At 58.7% G+C, this 20,193-nt stretch carries 17 protein-coding genes; 13 read left to right on the top strand and 4 right to left on the bottom strand.

The window, feature by feature from the left end:
* Positions 1-66: 66 nt before the first annotated feature.
* From ACR9ZQ_RS35690 to ACR9ZQ_RS35675, 4 genes are all read left to right on the top strand, one after another.
* On the top strand, positions 67-1,842 hold the full coding sequence (locus tag ACR9ZQ_RS35690) for an ABC transporter ATP-binding protein (RefSeq protein WP_481430128.1): 1,776 nt from the start codon (positions 67-69) through the stop codon (positions 1,840-1,842).
* A complete protein-coding gene (locus ACR9ZQ_RS35685; RefSeq protein ID WP_481430127.1) occupies positions 1,839-2,693 on the top strand; it encodes an ABC transporter permease in 855 nt (284 codons plus the stop codon). The genes ACR9ZQ_RS35690 and ACR9ZQ_RS35685 overlap by 4 nt, the downstream gene beginning before the upstream one ends.
* 3 nt (positions 2,694-2,696) lie before the next feature.
* On the top strand, positions 2,697-3,686 hold the full coding sequence (locus ACR9ZQ_RS35680; protein WP_481430126.1) for an ABC transporter permease: 990 nt from the start codon (positions 2,697-2,699) through the stop codon (positions 3,684-3,686).
* 115 nt (positions 3,687-3,801) lie between these two features.
* A complete protein-coding gene (locus ACR9ZQ_RS35675) occupies positions 3,802-4,284 on the top strand; it encodes a helix-turn-helix domain-containing protein (RefSeq protein WP_481430125.1) in 483 nt (160 codons plus the stop codon).
* Positions 4,285-4,352: 68 nt separating this feature from the next.
* Here ACR9ZQ_RS35675 and ACR9ZQ_RS35670 read toward each other — a convergent pair whose 3' ends face one another.
* Both ACR9ZQ_RS35670 and ACR9ZQ_RS35665 read right to left on the bottom strand, forming a co-directional pair.
* Positions 4,353-6,632 carry a PAS domain-containing protein gene (locus tag ACR9ZQ_RS35670; protein WP_481430124.1) on the bottom strand — a complete coding sequence of 760 codons (2,280 nt, stop codon included), beginning with the start codon at positions 6,630-6,632 and terminating at the stop codon, positions 4,353-4,355.
* A gap of 61 nt (positions 6,633-6,693) precedes the next feature.
* A complete protein-coding gene (locus ACR9ZQ_RS35665; RefSeq protein ID WP_439017808.1) occupies positions 6,694-7,344 on the bottom strand; it encodes a response regulator transcription factor in 651 nt (216 codons plus the stop codon).
* A gap of 882 nt (positions 7,345-8,226) precedes the next feature.
* Between ACR9ZQ_RS35665 and ACR9ZQ_RS35660 the strand changes: the two genes are divergently transcribed.
* Positions 8,227-8,874, top strand: coding sequence for a response regulator transcription factor (locus ACR9ZQ_RS35660; protein WP_310382605.1), 648 nt, complete (start codon positions 8,227-8,229; stop codon positions 8,872-8,874).
* A gap of 51 nt (positions 8,875-8,925) precedes the next feature.
* Positions 8,926-9,312, top strand: a complete 387-nt coding sequence (locus ACR9ZQ_RS35655; RefSeq protein WP_113323282.1) for a response regulator transcription factor — start codon at positions 8,926-8,928, stop codon at positions 9,310-9,312.
* A gap of 6 nt (positions 9,313-9,318) precedes the next feature.
* Here the strand turns inward: ACR9ZQ_RS35655 and ACR9ZQ_RS35650 are convergent, their stop codons facing one another.
* Positions 9,319-10,854 carry a PAS domain-containing sensor histidine kinase gene (locus tag ACR9ZQ_RS35650; protein WP_481430123.1) on the bottom strand — a complete coding sequence of 512 codons (1,536 nt, stop codon included), beginning with the start codon at positions 10,852-10,854 and terminating at the stop codon, positions 9,319-9,321.
* A gap of 317 nt (positions 10,855-11,171) precedes the next feature.
* Between ACR9ZQ_RS35650 and ACR9ZQ_RS35645 the strand changes: the two genes are divergently transcribed.
* The 3 genes from ACR9ZQ_RS35645 (at position 11,172) to ACR9ZQ_RS35635 (ending at position 13,444) form a co-directional block, all read left to right on the top strand.
* Positions 11,172-11,918 carry an SDR family NAD(P)-dependent oxidoreductase gene (locus ACR9ZQ_RS35645; RefSeq protein WP_481430122.1) on the top strand — a complete coding sequence of 249 codons (747 nt, stop codon included), beginning with the start codon at positions 11,172-11,174 and terminating at the stop codon, positions 11,916-11,918.
* A 309-nt stretch (positions 11,919-12,227) separates the two neighbouring features.
* Positions 12,228-13,007: an alpha/beta fold hydrolase gene (locus ACR9ZQ_RS35640; RefSeq protein WP_481430121.1), complete on the top strand. Its 780-nt coding sequence runs from the start codon at positions 12,228-12,230 to the stop codon at positions 13,005-13,007.
* 113 nt (positions 13,008-13,120) lie between these two features.
* A complete protein-coding gene (locus tag ACR9ZQ_RS35635; protein ID WP_481430120.1) occupies positions 13,121-13,444 on the top strand; it encodes a hypothetical protein in 324 nt (107 codons plus the stop codon).
* A gap of 127 nt (positions 13,445-13,571) precedes the next feature.
* Here ACR9ZQ_RS35635 and ACR9ZQ_RS35630 read toward each other — a convergent pair whose 3' ends face one another.
* On the bottom strand, positions 13,572-13,763 hold the full coding sequence (locus tag ACR9ZQ_RS35630) for a hypothetical protein (RefSeq protein WP_439017814.1): 192 nt from the start codon (positions 13,761-13,763) through the stop codon (positions 13,572-13,574).
* 810 nt (positions 13,764-14,573) lie between these two features.
* Here ACR9ZQ_RS35630 and ACR9ZQ_RS35625 point away from each other — a divergent pair.
* From ACR9ZQ_RS35625 to ACR9ZQ_RS35610, 4 genes are all read left to right on the top strand, one after another.
* Positions 14,574-15,533: an acyltransferase family protein gene (locus ACR9ZQ_RS35625; RefSeq protein WP_481430119.1), complete on the top strand. Its 960-nt coding sequence runs from the start codon at positions 14,574-14,576 to the stop codon at positions 15,531-15,533.
* 312 nt (positions 15,534-15,845) lie between these two features.
* Positions 15,846-17,951 carry a VCBS domain-containing protein gene (locus ACR9ZQ_RS35620; protein ID WP_481430118.1) on the top strand — a complete coding sequence of 702 codons (2,106 nt, stop codon included), beginning with the start codon at positions 15,846-15,848 and terminating at the stop codon, positions 17,949-17,951.
* 486 nt (positions 17,952-18,437) lie between these two features.
* The gene (locus tag ACR9ZQ_RS35615) at positions 18,438-19,190 is read left to right on the top strand and encodes a Crp/Fnr family transcriptional regulator (RefSeq protein WP_481430117.1); all 753 of its coding nucleotides are present in this window, start codon (positions 18,438-18,440) and stop codon (positions 19,188-19,190) included.
* 68 nt (positions 19,191-19,258) lie between these two features.
* On the top strand, positions 19,259-20,155 hold the full coding sequence (locus tag ACR9ZQ_RS35610) for a LysR family transcriptional regulator (RefSeq protein ID WP_310382617.1): 897 nt from the start codon (positions 19,259-19,261) through the stop codon (positions 20,153-20,155).
* Positions 20,156-20,193: the final 38 nt, after the last annotated feature.

The following is a 20,193-nucleotide window of genomic DNA, read 5'->3' as shown; positions in this document are numbered from 1 at the left end:
GGTTGAGCGCACGACTCTCGGCAGGATTTATTGCTGCATTTCCACCTGCGGGGAGCTGTGGAGGCTGTGACCAGGGCTGCGCTCTCCATCGCTGATCTCCAAGTCGTCCTTCGGCGAAATGGTCGCGATCACCTCGTGCTCGACGACATCAGCTTCGAGGCTATGCCGGGCGAGATCATCGCGGTCGTCGGCGAAAGTGGTTCCGGCAAAACCACCCTCGGCGCGGCAATCCAGGGCCTGTTGCCGGCCTCCAGCGAAGCTGGTGTCATCGGCTCCATTCATGTTGCCGGCACCGAGATCGTGGGAGCAACGCCGCGGGTGCTGCGGGCTGCCCGTCACGGGCTAGTTCGCGCCATTCCGCAGGATCCGATGGGTGCGCTCAACCCGACGATGACGATTCGCCATCAGCTGCGGGAATCGGCAGGCGGAGACGATAATTTCATCAGGGATTGGCTGGGCCGGGTCGGACTCTTGGATGCGGACGCCATACTCGATGCATTTCCGCATCGCCTATCGGGCGGGCAGCGCCAGCGCATCCTGATCGCGATGGCGCTGATGGCACAGCCGCAGGTCCTGATTGCCGATGAATCGATCACCGCGCTCGACTTCGCCCTGCAAAGCAAGATTCTCGAACTGCTGCGCAAGGTGGCGCGGGAGCAGCAGACCACAATACTTTTCATCACGCATAATCTGACCGCTGCAGCATCGCTCGCTGATCGCGTACTCGTGCTCTACCGGGGGCGTATTCTGGAGATCGGCAGAACCGGCGATGCGCTGACCCATCCCGGCCATCCCTATCTGGCCGGCCTGCTTGCGACCCAGTTCGATTTCGATACGGATCGCCAGCGCTCCCTGCCCGCTCTGCCGGCGGAGCGACTGAGCCTTGCCGATCCTGAGCATGTTTGCTGCTATGCCTCCCGTTGTCCCGTCATTAGGGACAAGTGCATAACCAGCCGGCCCGAACTCATGCCGCTTTCTGCTACCGAACACACTGCCGCCTGCTTCTTCCCTGACTTGGCGCAATCCAGCGCACGTCAGTATCGCTTCACGGAAGCCTGGCCAACCGTTGCGACAGCAAAGCCGGTGGAGGCGCTGCGACTGTCCAATGTCAGCAAAAGCTTCACGTCGACTGTCGGTCTGTTCGGCCGACGCCGGCAGCGGAAGGTGCTGGAATCGGTCGATCTCTCGGTCGGACTTGGTGAATGCGTCGCCCTGCTCGGCGAGAGCGGCGCGGGCAAATCGACGATCCTCAGGCTCGCGGCCGGGCTTCTGTCGCCCGACAGCGGCGAGATTGTCCGGATTGACGATGCCCCACAGGTTGTTTTTCAGGATGCGGTTGCCTCGCTGACACCCTGGCTGCCGATCGGTGAGCAGATCGGCGATCGGTTAAGGCATCTCGGACTCGGCAAGGAAGAGCGTCTCGACAGGGTCGTCGAAGCGTTTGCGTTGGTCGGCCTCGATGAGGGCCTGATGTCTTCGCTACCCGCCAGCCTCTCCGTCGGTCAATGTCAGCGTGCCGTGCTTGCCCGCGCGATCGTCGTGCCGCCGAAACTCTTGCTCTGCGACGAGCCGATCAGCGCGCTCGACGTGTCGCTCGCTGCCACCACGCTGAACCTTCTCGGAGAGATCAGGCGGCGGCTCGGTATGGCGGTGCTGTTCGTTACCCATGATCTGGCTGCCGCCAGAATAATCGCCGATCGTATTGCCGTGCTGGGAGAGGGCAGGGTGACGCACGAAGGGGATCCTGACACGATAACTGCCGGCTTCAATCCTCTATCGATGAACGCCATTCTTGCCTCGATATCGAGAATGCATGTGAGCACAGGCGGGCAGGACACATGAACGTTCCGGAACTCCTCCCCGAGGAGCGGCTCGTCCGCTGGCCCGTCATCCTAGGGCGCATCGGCTGGATCGATCGGATCGGGGTGTTCGGAGCGATTATCATCACGATCATCGCCCTGTTCGCGACGTGGCTGACGCCGTTCAATCCTCAGCTTCGCGTTGCGGCCGCTTATCTGCCGCCTTCATGGGAACACTGGTTCGGGACGGACGAGATTGGGCGCGATCTTTTTTCGCGCATCGTCCTCGGTATCCAATACACATGGCTGCCCGCAATTGTCCTCATTCTCGTCAGCCTGATCGTTGGTGGATGCATCGGCATGGTCCCCGGCCTCGTCAGCCGCAGGCTCGACATTCTGGCGCAATGGCTGGTCGACTTTTTCCTCGTCTTGCCGTCTACGCTTGTGGCTCTTGCGGTGATCGCAACGCTCGGCGCGGGGCTGACCAATACGATGATAGCGATCGGCATCGCTTGGTGGCCCTGGTACGCCCGCATATCCCGCGACGAACTGCGCCGGCTGACCGCCCGCCCGCATGTGGAGGCTGCAAGAATTGCCGGCATCGGCGGCCCGCGTCTGCTGCTGCGCTATATCCTTCCCGGTGCCATTCCGGCCCTGCTGGTCGCTGCGACGCTTGATGTCGCCAACGTGATCATGACGATGTCGCTGATGTCCTTCATCGGGCTCGGCCAGCCGGCGCCGGCACCCGAACTGGGGGCTATGACATCCCGTGCGCTCGATAGCCTCTCTGTCTATTGGTGGCTTCCAATGTTGCCGGCAGCGGTCATTTTTCTCATCTGCCTCTTCGCCAATCTCGCGGGAGATGGTCTACGGACCGCATTGCGAGGGGCCTAGAATATGCTGGCATATTTCCTCAGGCGCATACTGGGTCTGGCTGCCGTTCTCCTGATGATGAGCTTTGCGGTATTCTGCCTGCAAAGCATCATTCCCGCCGACCCCGCGCGCGCCATCGCCGGGCCGCTCACACCTCTGTCAAACGTGAATGCGCTTCGCCAGCAGCTCGGCCTCGATGATCCTATTGTCGTTCAATATGGCCGGTTTCTGTCGCGGCTGGCGCGGGGCGATCTCGGGGCGTCGGTCCGGACCCGTCAGCCGGTCGCCGCCGACATCAGGCAATATTTGCCGGCATCGCTCGAACTGTCATTGGCGGCTCTCTGCATCGGGCTTTTGCTGGCAGGCATTCTCGCGGTGCTACCTCATATTGTCGGTGGCTCCGGCGGGCTGCGGTTTCTCTTCATTGCGGCAGGTTCGGTGCCGATTTTCATGTCCGCCTTGCTTCTGGTCTATGACTTCTGGTTCCGTCTCGGCTGGCTGCCTGGGTCGGGCAGGATGAGCGATGCTGATTTCGCCGGCCCAAGCGGCTTCAATCTCATCGATGCGCTTATCGGCGGCAGGGGCGACCTCAGCCTGGATGCGATCCGGCATTTGCTTCTGCCTGCCTGCGCTTTGGCGCTACCGATCGCCGTCGCGGTGGGGCGAAGCCTCAACAGCGCGCTGCGCGAGGTGATGCAGCAGGCCTATATCGGGACTGCGCGGGGGAAGGGGCTTCGAGAGACAGCGGTGGTCTTGCGCCATGGTCTTCGCAACGCCGCCTCGCCGACTCTGGCGATGATCGGTCTGCAGATCCGGCTTCTGTTCGGCAACCTGCTGATCGTCGAGCTTGTCTTCGGGTGGCCCGGCCTTGGGCTCTATATGGTCCAGTCCCTAACCAGCGCCGATCTTCCGGCCGTTCTCGGCGTCACCACCGTTCTCGGAACCTTCTATATCCTTGTGAACATCGTCGTCGAAATCCTGCAGACGCTCGCCGATCCGCGTATCGAGCTATAACACGCTTGAAACCTATCCCTTCGGCGTAGTGCGCTAGACCTCAACCTTATGGATTTCCCGGGCGATCAGAGTTCATCTGGATATGGCGATCCCGCCAGCTGCATGGGGCGGTCTGATGGATGATGAGATCAGGTTGAAGCAAGGCGTTTCGGCGGTGTCCCGGTACTGTCATTCGTCCGAATCCCGTGTTCGGTCGCAGGCCTCAGAGGCAAATATTCCGGAGAAGAGCCACCGCAGGACCGGGCTCAGCGACTGGCAGGTCAAACGCGTCACCGACTATGTCGATGCAAGATTGGAAGGGCCGGTTCGCGTCGACGATCTGGCGGCTGCTGCAAAGCTTAGCCCCGGCCATTTCCGCCGCGTCTTTTCGATCAGCTTCGGCATGTCGCCCTACGCCTTCGTCATGCAGCAGCGGATCGAACGCGCCCGGACATTGCTGCTCGCCTCCCAGCACGAAATGGGTGATATCGCCTTTGCTTGCGGCTTGTCGGACCATGCGCATTTCAGCCGGCTGTTCCGGCGTTTTGTCGGAACGACACCCAGCCAATGGCGGCATGAGCTCGCGAGGCAAAGCGCCTCTCAAGACGGCATCCGGTAGTCCCGATCACCTTTCGCCACGATCAACCGGTCCGCGAGAACCAGTCGTGCTGCTTGCGTCGCCGCCGGTCATGCTGACAGGGATTCGAGTTCCCTAACCGGTGGCCTGATGTGGATTTCGCGCGGCGCCGGCTTGGCCTGAAGGTCCCGCACCGGCAGGCTGAATGTGATCGATGCACCGCCGCGAATGCCATTCTCGGCCCACAGTCGTCCCCCGTGGGATTCGATGATGGAGCGGCAGATCGCAAGGCCCATGCCCATTCCGTCCTGCTTTGTCGTATAAAACGCCTCGAAAATTTTCTCGGTGTCGCTGATCCCGGTACCCCGGTCGCTCACCTCCACCTCGACCGTATCGTCGTCCCTCAGCCTGGACTCGATTTTCAGAGTACGGGCTCTGGGCTCGATATCGTGCATCGCTTCGATGCCGTTGCGGATGAGGTTGAGCATTACCTGCTCCAGCTGCACATGGTCCGCGCTGGTGACAGGCAGATAAGGGTCGAGATTGATATCAACCTTCACCTTGTTGGAGGTGAGCTTGTCGGCGATCAGTTCGCAGGCATCGTTGATCAGATTGTTCAGATCCACGGCGGTTCTGGGGTAGGCGGTCTTGCCGAACAGCGCCCTGATGCGGCTGACCACTTCGGCGGCCGCATCGGCATCGCGCACGATCCAGTCGGCGGAACGTAGCGCGCGTTCGAGGTTCGGCGGCTCCGCATTCAGCCATCGGCGGAACGCGTTCGCATTGGCCACCACCGCCTGCAGCGGTTGATTGAGCTCATGCGCAATCGAGACGGAAAGTTCGGACATGCTGGCGGCGCGCAGCGCCCTTGCCAGCCTCTCGTCGGATTGGCGCAAGGCCTCCTGCGCGCAAACCTCGTCGTCGATGTCGAGATTGACGCCATACCAGCGAATGATCTTGCCGTTCTCGTCGCGCAGGGGTTCGACGCGTGAATCCATCCACCTGTATTGGCCGTCCTTGTGGCGAAGCCGGCCCTTGTGATTGATAGGCTGACCCGTCGCAATAGCATTCCTGAATGCCTCTGCCACTGCGGCGCGATCATCGGGATGGACCAGATCCGCCTGGGCGGCGACCTGTTCCGTCGTCTTTGAATGAATATCGCCTTTGTTGAGCCCCGCCCATTCGGAGAAGCGCTTGTTGAGATAGCAGGGAAGCCCCTCGGGGGTCATGAGCCAGATCAGCGACGGCACCGTATCGACGATCAGACGCAATTCTGCTTCACGCTCACGCGCTGCTTCGTGCGCTTCCATCTCGTCATGGATGTCGAGGCAGACGCCGTACCACTGAATGATCTGACCGTCAGCGTCGTGCAGTGGCTCGGCCTTGCCGTCGATCCAGCGATAGACGCCATCGAAACGCCGCTGCCGGTATTTCAGCGCGAAGCGCTCGCCAGTTTCAAAGGCCTGCGACAGGCTCCTCTGGAATAGTGCTCGGTCTTCGGGGTGAATGGCCTCGATGATCGCCGTCGCGAACCTCTTTGTGTCCGCGGGATCGTTGCTCGCAAGCGAAATCCCGGTCCAGCGCATAAGTGGCTTGTTGATATAAGAGGTCTCGCCGGCGGCGTTTGCGCACCAGACGAGGGCCGGCACCGTATCGATCATCTGCTGCAATTGCTGCTGGCTCTCCCTGAGGGCAGCTTCCGCCTTTCGTTGATCGTCGATGTCGACCGAGGTCGCGAACCAGGCGGTGATGCGGCCTTGTTCGTCACGCGACGCGATGGCGGAATCGCGCAGCCACCGGTAGGTTCCGTCGGCGCGCCGGACCCGCTGTTCTTCGAAGATCGGCTCTCCGGTCCTGAGACTGTGCTCCCATCTTGCCATGCATCCTTCGACCTCGTCGGGATGGACGAAAAGGCTCCACCATGAATGGTTGTCGAGCTTGGCGATCCTGCTCATTTCCTCGGCACTCACACCGACAAAATCGAGCGCTTTCGGATTGAGGAAGCGCAGGCGACCGTCGGGATAGGCCGACCAGCCGAAGCCGGGAATGTCTTCGATATTGGGCTGGATATTCTTGTAAACGCGGTCGAAGAGGCTCTGCGGCTTGAAGACATTGATGAAAAACCAGAGCGCGGTGGCGCAGCAGGCGAACATGACGACCCGGGCGGGTTCGTGATTGCCGAAATTGGCCGGAGAGAGAACGACAGCCGCTGTCAGCAAACAGCCGATGAGCAGCACGGCCAGACCTGTGCGCCAGCTTGTATAGAGCCAGATAGCGACCATTGCGACGAGAATGCCGGAGGGATCCGCGAAAAGCCCCGCCAGCAGGATGCCGCTGCCGCCAATAGCCATGGCCGTGACGATCCGTTCTTTTGACGATGTCAACTGCATGGAAGTCCTCTTCGCTTTTGCTGTCGTTACTTTTTACGTGACCTAGCGCTGGTGCGTAATTTTAGCCATCGCTCATTCGAACATGCGAAGGCAGCGCCTGCCAGACATTGAAAAGCTGCGCCACCGAACTGACCTGCATTTTCTTCATCATATTGCTGCGGTGAAGCTTCACCGTAAATTCGCTGATCCCGAGGGAGAAGGCTATCTGTTTGTTGACCTCGCCGGAGACGACCAGTTTCAGAACCTGGCGCTCGCGAACGGTGAGGGTTTCAAACAGGGAAACGTATCGATCGGCTGCAGACAGTGCGTTCCTGCGGCTGACATCGGTGGCGATGGCTTTGGACACGGCATCGAGAAAGGTCTGGTCCCGCACAGGTTTGGTCAGGAAATCCTGCGCCCCGGCCTTCATCGCCTGCACGCTCATTGCGATATCCCCGTGCGCCGTTAGAAACAGGACGGGTGTCGTAACGCCATTTCGGGTCAGATGATGCTGCAGGTCCAGACCGCTGATGCCGGGCATGCGGACATCCAGCACGACGCAACTTGGGCGGTCGGGCAGCTTTGCATCGAGAAATTCCCGGCCCGATAAAAATGTCATCGCGTCGATGCCGACCGAATTCAGCAGGTTCTCCAGAGCCGCGCAAACGGTCGCATCATCATCAACCAAAATCGCGATCGGACTTTTCGACCCCTTGGAGGTGGTCACCCCCATGCATGATCCTCCACTGCCAGCAGACATGCCGCTTCCCTGAACTGCATGAGGATACAGTCACAGGCGAGGAAATTGAAGGAGGGGGCGACTAAACCAAATATATATGTCGGAGTGCATTTTTATACTTCTGGTTTCTTGTGGATTCGTTTTCTATCTATACGGGAGTGGGACCTTGCTGAAATGCGCCTCAGTTCAGCTAGCGAGATGCAACCCTGAATGCCGTCGGCCGATGCTGGAGCGATACGGCCAGCGTTTCGCCATTCACGACAAAATATGCGACCTTCGGTTCGGCTTGCGATGAGGAGGATGTCGCAAGCGGCACGTAGATTTTCGTCGACGCCTTGGGCGCCGATGTCGCTCCATAACCGAGATACACCAGTATCCCGATGATCAGGCCGCCGATGACCAAAAGCGGAAACCTCGGCATCTCGAGGGGCCTGTATTGAGAGCTTGGGTCATGCCTCATGATCATCGCCTTTGATTGATCTTCGACATGATCAGCTTACAGGCGGTTTGCGGGCCGGGGAGTTATACGAAGGTGTGCGCAGGGGCAACGAAGGTGTGTCTTGCGATAGTTCTGCGCGGGTTTATCGAGCTTGGGTCGCCTGACGCGGCTGGCGGACTACCTGTTTGCAATTACGAGAGAATTTGACAGACCTGTGGATCGATCTTTCAGCCCAACCTAGACCCTTGGCGTATTTTTGTGATGGGGTCCACGTGTTAGTATGGCAGGCAGGTTACCACGTCGCCAAATGCAATTCCGACGTGGGCCTTGGCGGACGGGAATCCCTTCATGAATGCTGGAACGAGGCAGCGTCAAATTGGCCGCGATGCGGCAGTAGGGTAGATATGCAAAGCCGTCGTTTGGAGGCGCAGAAAGCCATGACGATCGATCAAGTCAGCACGAGGGACGAGCCGGTTGTCTGTATCGTTGACGACGAAGGCCCTGTCAGGGCCTCGCTGGTGGACCTTTTCGAGTCGGTGGCGATGAAGGCCATCGCATTCGAGAGCGCTTCGGATTTTCTGGAGCGCTGCGATATGGGGCAGGCGGGCTGCATTCTTTTGGACGTGCGGATGCCCGGCATCAGTGGCTTGGACTTCCAAGGCCAACTCGCCGCCGCCGGCAACACCATGCCCATTATCTTCATGTCGGGTCACGGAAGTATCCCCCTGACCGTAAAGGCGATGAAGGCGGGAGCAACGGACTTCCTGATCAAGCCATTTGCCGGCAGCGCCGTGATCGCCGCAGTTGGCGAAGCGATCAGGCGGGATGCAGAGAACCGGAAAGAGGCCGCTATCCGCACCCAGGTGCAAAACTGTGAAGCCAGGCTTACTCCGCGCGAGCGGGAAGTCTTGCATTATGTCGCAGCCGGATTGATGAACAAGCAGATTGCACATGAAATGCAGATCAGCGAAATCATGGTGAAACTGCATCGGGGACGAATGATGAAAAAGATGCAGGCAGGCTCCCTTGCAGAGCTTGTCCGCAAATTTGACATGTTGAAACCGGATCTCAAACTGTATCAGTAACCTGCGCGGCGCCTAGCTCATTGCCCGAAAAAGAAGAATTGTACTGACGCAATGGCAAGTTCCCCCAACAAGACTATCGCTGTCATCGATGACCATCGCTATCTCAGGGAATCCCTCAAGGATCTGCTCGAGGCGGCCGGTTATGAATGCGAGCTTTACGAGTCGGCCGAGAGATTCCTGAACGAAAAAGGTTATTCGCTCGTTGATTGCATTCTTGCCGACGTCAGAATGCCGGGAATGTCCGGTGTCGAGATGCTCCAGGCATTGAGCAGGATGCCATCCCACCCGCCTGTCATCATCATGACTGCGCATGGGGACAAGGACGTCGAGGCCGCCGTCTTTCAGGCGGGCGCGATCGCCTTTCTAAAGAAACCCGTCAATGCCGACTTGCTCATGTCGTGGCTGGAGCGCGCGACCAGCGACTATCGCGCAGGCTAGTCGTCATCATGCGTGAGCGGCCTGTTCGACTTCAACCGGCAGGGTAAAGACGAATTTCGCTCCGTGTGGGTCGGCTTGCTCAACGCTTAGCCGCCCGCCGTGAGATTCGACGATGGAGCGGCTGATTGCCAGCCCCATTCCCATCCCTTGGCCTTTTGTCGTGAAGAAGGGCTCGAATATTCTGTCGGGGAATTCGACGCCCGGGCCGCGATCGCTGATCTCTATCTGCACGGTATCTGTCGCACGGCGGGCGCGAATGTGCAGAACGCGGTCATCGCCAGCAGAATCCATGGCCTCCAGGCCATTGCGGATGAGATTGATCAGGACCTGTTGGACCTGAACCCGATCGAAGGCGATCGGCGGAAGGTCGCGCTCGAGCTCGATATCCATGCGCACGCGCCGCCGCATCGCTTCCTCGGCCATGAGGTCGCGCGCTTCTCTGACCACGCTGTCGAGTGCGGCGTAATCTCTCGACGTTTCGGAGCGTTTGAACAAAGCGCGGATGCGGCCGACGACTTCGACGGCCGAATGTGCGCTTGCCGAGATGCGCTCAACTGCTTTCTGCGCCCGTTCGATATTGGGCGGTTCCGCCGAAAGCCAGCGCTGGCTGACATCCGAGCTTGATATGACGGCGGCGAGCGGCTGGCTGATCTCATGAGCGATCGAGGCGGAAAGCTCGGCAAGGCTCGCCGCCTGGCTTGCACGCGCGAGGTTCTGCTGGGCGAGACTCAGGGCCTCCTGCACGCGAACCTGATCCTCGACATCGATGGACAGGCCGTACCATTCCACGATGGCGCCGTTTCTATCGCGAAGGGGCTCGAACCGGCCTTCCGTCCAGTGGAACATACCGTCCGGCCCGCGTCGTCTGTATCGCATCATGAAAGGCTCGCCCACCCGGATGCAATGCGCGGCCCTGCGCTGCACCTCAGGGCTATCCTCGGGATGGACAAGTTCCTGCGCTGCGCGTGCAAATTCCTCGAAATTCGCTTTGGAAAGCCCCAGTTCCTGCATATAGCGCCTGCTGACGTAGGAGAGCTCGCCCGCCGGTGTCCAGCTGCAGATGTGCACCGGCAAGGCATCGATGAGCCGTTGAAGATGCCGTTCGCTGCGTTGCAACGCCTCTTCGGCGTGGACCTGATCGTCGATATCGTGGCAGAGGCCATACCACTGGCTGATGCGTCCATGCCGGTCGTGTATCGAATCTGCGCGGCTCGACATCCAGCGATAGACGCCGTCGTAGCGGCGCAGCCGGTATCGTGTGGAAAAGCTTTCGCCGGTGGCGAAGCAATGATGGAGCGCGTCCCTGAAGACCGAGGCATCATCTGGGTGGATCGCCATCTCGATCATTGCATCCAGCCGGCTCATGCCCGGTAACTGTAAATCGGCAATATCCCGACCGAGGTATACGATCATCTGTTTGTTGAAGAAGATCGGCTCGCCCTCTGCGGTCAACCGCCAGATGTGAGACGGCACCCTATCGACGAGTTCGGCGAGCGCCCGTTCCCGTTTGCGCAATGCTTTGACGCTCCGGCTGACGATCATCCCCTGCTCCTGGCGACACATTCACGTCTCAACAGGCTGAAGTGCCTGCAGCAGGATTTTATCCTACGATACAGCGGAAAACGAAAGCAATTCATACGGGAACGATGGGTCTTGGCTGCCAGTCGCTGCCGATCTGCCTGGATGTCGTCGCGCCGGATGACGAACTGGATGCGTTCATCCGCTAAGCGGGTTTCGTGATAGACGATCGGCCGCGCCCGCTCATTTGTCTGTTGCAGGCAAAGTTCCTTGTCCTCGGACCCGGCTAATAGCGGCCAGCGCAACTGTTTATCTCCTGCGCATCAACAAGGAGAATTCAGATGCCAAGCCTAAAGGATAAGGTGGCCATCATCACTGGTGGCAATAGCGGTATAGGAAAAGCGACGGCGCGGCTTTTTGCCGAGGAGGGGGCGAAGGTCGTCATCACCGGACGCCGCCAGGATGTCGTCGAAGAAGCGGTTCGGGCTATCGGCAATGGGGCAATCGGAATTTGCGGCGACGTCGCCAGCATCGATTACCATCGCCGGCTCGCGGCTGAGGTAACGGAGCGTTTTGGCGCCATTGATGTTTATATGGCCAATGCCGGCATCATCAATCTCGCGGCGTCAGAAACGGTCAGTGAGGCCGAATACGACCAGCATTTTGCGGTGGATACGCGCGGTGTCTTCTTCGGTGTTCAGACCATCGCTCCGCATATGCGCGATGGCGGAAACATCATCGTCACGAGTTCTCTGGCCGGGACGAAGGTTTTGCCGAACCACACTGTTTATGCTGGTACCAAGGCTGCGCTCGCCGCATTTGCGCGCAATTGGGCGATCGAATTCAAATCGCGCCGGATCCGCGTCAACATTCTCAGTCCCGGTCCTGTCGAGACCGAGATCCTGGGAAAACTCGGCGTCAACGAAAGCAACCGTCCGCAGTTCGAGCAGCAGATGGCGGATCTGATACCGGCAGGACGTCTCGGGCGCCCCGAAGAACTGGCTCAGGCCGCGCTCTTCCTTGCGTCGGCCGGCACTTTCGTAAACGGAATCGAACTCCACGTCGACGGGGGTATGTGCGTGGCCTGACGCCAATGTCGTCGGATTTTTGCGCGGCCGGCTCGTATGCCGGCCGTAGCAATCTCTTGTCCCGAAGATGGCCCCCTAGGCGGAGCCCTGTGTCGGTACTGATGGGAAAGTCTTAGAACGGAGGTTTGGGTTGTTGCAGAACGCTCGCCGATACAACGATATGGCTGCTCACGTTGGCGATCGCGGCGCCTGGCCTGACGTCCGAAACGTCCTTCATCCAGTTGGTCGTCACCAGTTGAACAAAAAGTGACTCGACATATGAATTGCGTCATATTAAATTGTGCGCAATTCAACAAAGGAGACCAACCGATGCATAAAATCTTGAAATCCGTATTCGCACTCGGCGCACTGGCAATTCTCGCCGCCCCTGCAGCCGCTGAATCAGCAAAGCCGACGGTGGTGCTCGTGCACGGCGCCTTTGCCGATGCATCGAGCTGGAACGATGTCATCGCTCGTCTGGAAAAGGATGGTTATCCGGTTGTCGCCGTTGCCAATCCGCTGCGCAGCGTAAAGTCGGATGGTGATTATGTCGGCCGCATCGTCGCCGGCATAAAGACCCCGGTCGTTCTCGTTGGCCATTCCTATGGGGGTTCAGTCATCAGCGAGGCTGCTGCGGGGACGAAGAATGTCGAAGCGCTGGTCTATGTCGCGGCCTTTGCTCCTGACAAAGGCGAGTCCGCCGCAGACCTCTCGGGCAAGTTCCCCGGCAGCACTCTGGCGCCGACGCTTGCCGAGCCGGTGGCATTGGAAAATGGCGGACGGGATCTGTATATCCAGCAGGGTAAGTTTCATGAGCAGTTTGCTGCTGATGTGCCGGCAAAGACCGCAAAGCTGATGGCAGCAACCCAGCGCCCAATTACCGAAGCAGCCTTGACAGAGGGAGCGCCCGGTGCGGCGTGGCAGACCATTCCTTCCTGGTTCATCTACGGTGATGCAGACAAGAACATTCCCGCCAAAGCTCTCGGCTGGATGGCAGAACGCGCTCACTCCAAGGAGACCGTCGTGGTCAAGGGTGCCTCCCACGTCGTAATGGTTTCTCATCCCGACAAGGTTGCGAAGATCATCGAAGACGCTGCTTCCGCCAAGTAACGCTAAAACTTCATCTTGTTCTTGAATGGGCTCCGTCCTCGTTGGCGGAGCCCAAATGCTGTTGTCGGTGCGGCCGAAGTGGTGAACAATCTGAAATTGTGTAGTTTATGCCGATGCGGCGTTTCGTATTTGCCTTGGCAATTGGAAACAACGTACCGATGTCTTATGAGCACCTGGAGCGGGATGTTCCAACAGTCTGCATCGTTGACGATGAGGCCTCTATCCGCGCCTCTATGATCGATCTCTTTGAAACGGCCGGCATGCGGGCAGTCGCCTACGAAAACGCCGATGATTTCCTCGATTGTGTCGATCTTTCTCAGGCTGGATTGCATTCTGCTCGACAAAATCGTGGCGGGATGGTCAACGTGACGCCCTTGATGCATCGTCGGCAATCGCACGCGGCTGAAGAAACAGTAAAGTCTGTCACGGCTCATTAGACATCCAGCTCAATCGCTCAGGCCGGCCAAGATCGTCCGCCTAAACCTGCCGCCGTCTTTGGATGTGACGCCCGATCAGGCCGGCAAATCCTGGCGGCCGGACGACCGTCAGCTCGACAACCCGACTTCAATAATCGATTGAATGCTGCAGTTGCGCAATAGTTTCCGCCAGCAGAACTTTTACTACGTCTTTAAGGCCCTCATTTGTGATCTGAGGCTCTTCAAGCTTAGTCTGCGCCGCCACAAGCATGGCAATTCGGTCTTCCACGTACTGAGCTGCAGACTTGGAAGAATTATTGCCCCTATGCATCATATTCATCATTCGCCCCCTGCGAAAAAAATAATATATCTGACGGTTTATCTTCAATCAAAAGATATTCCCTGTCAATGTCTGCGATGTAGAGCGGTTAAATATTAAGGTTATCATGGATATCTGTTTTTATACATCCGACGCTAGAGCCGCGGGATGATTATTTTCAGAATAGAACCGGAATATTTTTGAAGACCGTGCGGCTTCGCGCGATCCTGCAGCTCGCCCTTCTAAAGCAATAACCAATAGTAGAAATTTTCTCGCGGGAGTCGAGGCTTAGATGTGACTTTTTTTGGGCTATGTCAGAATATCGTTAATATCAATCAGGCTGTCGAACTATAAAACACTTGCCTGGCGGTTATGCATCGAATGGTCACGAGGTCCCCACAGTAATCCGAACCATTCTTTGTCGGTGGTGATACGGAAACCGCGATCCTCCACCGGCAACGCCGGCGAGGCGAGCCAAGCTCTGCAATGACTGACCACTATCGCCCCGACCGGCTTCCTGATTTCTGAAGAAGTCACCTTCCATTGGAGAAGCGGTCAATATTGTCTCCGCACGAGGACAGGAGTATAGCCTCTGCCAGCAATATCAACCCAGACAAGCGTAGGTATAGGATCGCGCGTTGCAAATATGCGACCTATGGTGTACTCCGCTCGCGGGACGAGGCTTGGGGGGAATATTGCGATACAAGCAACTGGACGCGCTGCGAGGAATTGCGGCCTTAACGGTGGTTTTCCATCATCTCTTTATGGCCTGGATCTGAGGCTCATATAAACGTTCTCGACCTATCGAGTTGGGCATTCTGAAAAACCTGGGTGAAATACACCCCGCTCCGAGCCTTCGCCAACGGAAGGCCTGCCGTTGTCCTCTTTTTCGTCCTCAGCGGATTTGTTCTGGCGGCGAGCTTTGAGAAGCAGACGATCTCGTATCACGGCTATCTGACCCGAAGGTTTTGCAGGATCTATTTGCCATTCGTCATCGCAATCGCCTTTGCTGCTGCCCTCTTTGTGCTGTCGCCAGGTGGACCGATAGAAGGCCTGACCGAGTGGTTTAACTCAAGTTCGTGGACCGCTGCACCAAGTCCTGATGTGGTGGCCGGACACCTTGCGATGACGGGACGAGATGCGCATATTCAACTGAACAACGTCATGTGGAGCTTGATCCACGAGCTGCGAATCTCTGTCCTCTTCCCGCTGATCGTTTTATTGGCCATATGGAACCGGCGGGTCACAATCGTCGCGCTGGCATCTCTTTGGCTTGTCGGTGAGGCCGCGGGTTGTTTCACCCAAGAGGGAAGCATCCTGGCGTCGATCCTCGACACTGCGGGATACATTCTCTTCTTTGCCATAGGCGCAATCTGCTTCTACCATCGGCAGACGCTCACAGCGACCGCCGGAAAACTGCCGCTCTGGACCGCTGCCATTGCGGCGCTTGTTTTGATGGCGATCCCGGCAGGTGTTCCAGCGTCCGAGCTCTTTTATGGACTGGCCTCCGTTGCATTGATTGGTGCAGGAATCGGGCATGAAAAGGCCCAATCGTTTTTTACCTCCTCTCCTCTTTTGTGGTTAGGCACCATTTCGTACAGCCTCTATCTGTTTCATCTCTCTATAATCCTGTTCGCTCTTCGCCATTGGTACGGGGCGGTCGACAGCCGATTGCTCGTAGCCGGGATCATTGCTGCAAGCCTGTTGGCCGCTCAACTCGCTTACTGGCTGGTTGAGAAGCCATCGGAGCAACTTGGACGAGTCCTTTCCCGCAGGCAGAAACCGGCCTGAAACACGGCTAGCGTCATAGGACAACGCCCTTTTCTCTCTCTTCGGCCGAAATCCGGAGCCACCGCAAAAGGAGTCGGCAGCCACCATGCGAGGCATGGTTGTGTCACATCGCTCTTAACATTCTTCAGATCGCCATAATTCCGAGATCATATCGCGTCAATTGCGAGATAGTACGATAAGCTGTGCCAGAATCGGTATATTCGAAGTATCGAAAATATTGCGATATCTTCTGGATAATAACTCGGGTGGCCTGCCGGCCGTTTCTGTTTAGGATGCGCGGCAGGATCGGCGGACGCTTTTGGAGGCGCACGGATGCCAACGGTCACCGGAACGGATGGAAACGATACGTTGATCGGCGGCAAGGCCGCCGAGGTGATCATCGGCCTTGCCGGCGACGATGTTATCTACGGCAATGATGGCAACGACATCATCGATGGCGGCGCCGGCTCCGACCAGCTCTATGGCGGCGCGGGTGACGACACGATCAAGTCATGGCGCCATGAAGGGCCGGATTATATAGACGGCGGCGCCGGCATCGATACGCTGGCGCTGAAGCGCAGCTACGAATATGTCGTCGAGCACATCGATATTTCCACGGCCGAGAAGATAGCCACGCCCCAGGATCTCGGCGAAGGAACTGTAATCGTCAACATGGAGCGCCTGAACATCACCGGCGGATACATGGGCGACCATTTCGTCGGTGGCGCGCTGGGCGACGAGATCCACGGCTGGAACGGCGACGATACGCTCGAAGGCAATGGCGGCGACGACTACATCGACGGCGGCGCCGGCAATGACGTGCTGATCGGCGGATCGGGCCACAACACGCTGATTGGTTACAGCGGCGACGACAAGTTCGTCTCCGGTCCGGACGCGGTCGACATCATCGACGGCGGAACGGGCATCGATTATCTCGTGCTGGATCGCCGCGCCGTGTCCGCGGATCTCACGCTCGATCTGTCGCTTCCGGCGGCCACCGTCCAGGCGCTGGGCGACGGCACGACAATTAGCGGCATCGAGCAGATCGAATTTTATGGCGGTAGCGGCGCCGATACCGTCACGGGCGGCAGCAACAACGATACCTTCAGGGGCGCCGGCGGCAATGACAGGTTCGATGGCGGGGCAGGCCTCGATATGGCCGATTACGTCGGCCCCTTCGCCGATTATGCGATCGACCGGGTGCTCGGCACGGTCGCAAGCACGGCTGAAGGCACCGATACGCTCGTTCGTGTCGAGAAGCTGCATTTCCTTGACGGCATCTACGATTGGGAAACCGGCGTTTTCAAGCCGTTCAACAGCGCTCCCGTATTGACGGCAGGTGAGCCCAGTAACGGTCTAATCGAAGCCGGCCACAACGGCCCCGGGCTCAGTACCGCCAGCCTGCAGCTGACGGCATCCGATCCCGATGCAGGCGATACCATCTCCTACGTCACCGACGGCTGGACCAGTCTCGGCAGCGGACAATGGAGCCTTTCTGGCGTTTACGGCACGGCAACCCTGAACACGGCGACCGGACAGGTGGCCTACCTGCTGGACAACAACCGTGCGGCAACCCAGGCGCTGGCGGAAGGCGCTGCGGCACAGGACAAGTTCGACCTGACGATCAGGGACAGCCATGGGGCGAACGCCACGCAGAGCATAGAATTCTCGATCGTCGGAGCGGACGACAATATCGTCGGCGCGACGATCCACGGGACCGACGGCAACGATATCATCACGCCGGGCACAACCGTCGCCGGCCAGCCGCTCGTCACTGCCAACGACGACACGATCTACGGCGCAGGCGGTAGCGACTATATCGATGGCGACGCCGGCGCCGACAAGATGATCGGCGCAAGCGGCAACGATACCTACTTCATCGACAATGCCGGCGACCGCGCCGTTGAAACGGCCGATGGTGGCACCGACACGATCCAGGCCACCATCAGCGTCGATCTCCACGACCATGCCTTTGTCGAAAACCTGCGTCTAAAGGAAGGCGCCGGCGCTATCGGCGGCACCGGCAATGATCTCGCCAACCTCATCACCGGCAACGCCTCGGCCAATGTGATTGCCGGCGGCGCCGGTATCGACAGCCTATATGGCAAGGGCGGCGCTGACACTTTCTATTTCAACGAAATGGGCGCGGCAAACAAGGATTCCATCTGGGATTTCGACGCCGACGACAAGATCAAGCTCGGTTCCGCCTTCGCTGGCCTCGACAGCAATCATGACGGCATTCTGGACACGGACGCCTTCATGATCGCCTCCAAATACGGCGCCACGGCCACCGCCGATCACGCGCAACTGATCTACAATGCGGCGATCGGCAACCTTTCCTACGACGCGGATGGCGCCGGTGGCCAGGCAGCGCAGGACATCGTCTTCATCGGCGCCAACAAGGCCTTCTTCGACCACGGGGATATCGTTCTGGTGTGAGAACCTGGAGGGCGGAGTTGCTCGGCCTTCGACCTCTCATCCGCTGCCGCCGCCCGATCGGATATTTCTGGGGCGCGAGTTGTCCTCACCCGTCGCTGCCCGGGCGCAAGTGTGACGGCTAGAAGCGAAGTAGGAAGTGGAGACGGATGCCGATCCGACACCATAAGTCCTTCTCGCCGGGGTCATGGCATCCGCAGCGGGCAAGCGGAAGTGGGGCAGCCGGAAAGTGCACTCGAACGTGCAGATTGCGACTGACTGAAGAAAGCCGCTGTTCAGGTGCAAAATTCACCTACATAGCCCTATGAGATCGCTGATTACCTTTTGATGAGCTTTGTTGCGCCGCTCCCCATTGCGCTTGCGCTGATTTTCGTGGTCGTTGTCCAGGAATGAGCAGTCGACCCGCGGTCGACTGGAACGACAGGCGACAGGATCGGGCGTCCAGGCCATGAAGGTCGGTGCCAGCGACTTTCTGCCATCCTCGGCGTCATGCAGACGGTGCTGGATAGCTGCAATTCCATCATCAAGGACCCGCCGCCGGCGGTTTCGCTTGTCGGCATCGATGCCAGCGCGGTTTATATCGAACTCTATTTTCAAGTCACCAGTCCGCTGCGGCGAGGCCTCGCCCGCAGTGAAGTCATCGATCTTGTGTACCGCCACTGCAAGTCCAGCGGACTTCAGCTTGCGATGCCGCTCAGCAAGGTCATCACCGCAGACGAGCCCGTCGCACAGAATGCACCGGTCTCCAGCGCTGGCCCGGCGCAAAGTCTCATCGAAGCGATCCCCGTTTTCTCTGTACTGACAGCCGACGAGATAACGACGCTTGCGGCATCTGCGGCCAAGCGCACTTTTGCTCCCGGTGACGAGATCGCGAAAGAAGGAGACTCTCTTGCCAGCCTGATGATCATCCGGGCAGGCATCGTTTCGATGCTAAGAGACGGCAGTGAGACGGCGCGCCTGGCGCCTGGCGATTTTTTTGGCGAAGGGGGCTTTCTTGCCGGGATTGGCGAGAGCCATGCGCTTCAGGCGGTAACACGGGTGACCGTCTATGAAATCGGCAAGGAGGCTTTTGCACCGCTCCTGTACGAGCGTCCCGAACTCGCAGAAGACCTTGCGGCAAATCTCGCCTATCGGGAGGCATTGAGCGAGAATATCGGCAATCACGCCATGCAGCATGACCGCAGGCGATCCTATCTGCTGCAAGCCATCCGATCCGTATTCCGCAACCATGCACATGGGTGACCATTGCGGCGCCGCAGCCGATATCCGGGCGTTGCTGCTTATCTGCAGGTCGAATTCGTGGAGGCGAGATGGGCAATTTGCTGGGCGAAACCGCGGGGCTGATAGCTTTTGTCCGAACCGTGGAAACGGGATCCTTCAGTGCTGCGGCGCGCAGCCTGCAGACAACGCCCTCGGGCGTATCGAAAAGCGTTTCCCGGTTGGAAAACCTGCTGGGGGTGAAGCTTTTTCGTCGTTCGACACGTATCCTGACGCTGACGCCTGACGGAGAAACCTTCTTCGGAAATATTGCGCCACTTCTCCGGCAGATCGAGGAAACTTCGGATGTCTTTCAGGCGGATCGCGGCGCGACCGGCCATTTGCGCGTAAGCCTGCCGAGCGAGCTTGCGAGGCTGCTCATGCCGCCTATCTTCACGCGTTTCCTGCCGCAGCATCCCGGCATAACGCTCGATCTCGGGACGACGGATCGCCACGTCGACCTGATTCGCGAAAACTACGATATCGCCTTTCGCGTCGGCAAGGTCGCGGGAAGCGACCTGATGATGCGAACGCTGGTGCATCTGGAAATGGCTCTGGTTGCGTCTCCTGCCTTTGTCGAAACGTGGGGACGGGTGAGCTCGCTGGAGAGGCTGCGCGAAATTCCTTTCGCGAGATATGCGATCGACGGCCACCCATATCCCATTCACTTTGCCGATGGCGCTACGATGAAACCGACGGGCCAGGTGGACCTCGACACGGCGACGGCGATGCGAATTGCGGCATTGAGTGGGGCAGGTGTTGCTTATCTGATGAAATGCATCGTTCAGGAGGAACTGGATCGAGGGGAACTGATCCAGCTTCTGCCCGACCTTGAGCTGGAGACGATGCCGTTCCAGGCTGTCCATGCTTTCGGTCGAATGCCGACCTACCGGCTGCGCCTCTTTTCGGATTTCATCGAGACCGAGATACGGAAGCATGCATCGCCATAAGCAAGCTCGCGAGACCGCCACAGGTGCGGCAGTCCCGC

This window comes from Rhizobium sp. KNZ14-9A (genome assembly GCF_056755015.1).
The sequence above is the reverse complement of the archived record's forward strand: the minus strand, read 5'-3'. Positions and strand labels throughout refer to the sequence as shown.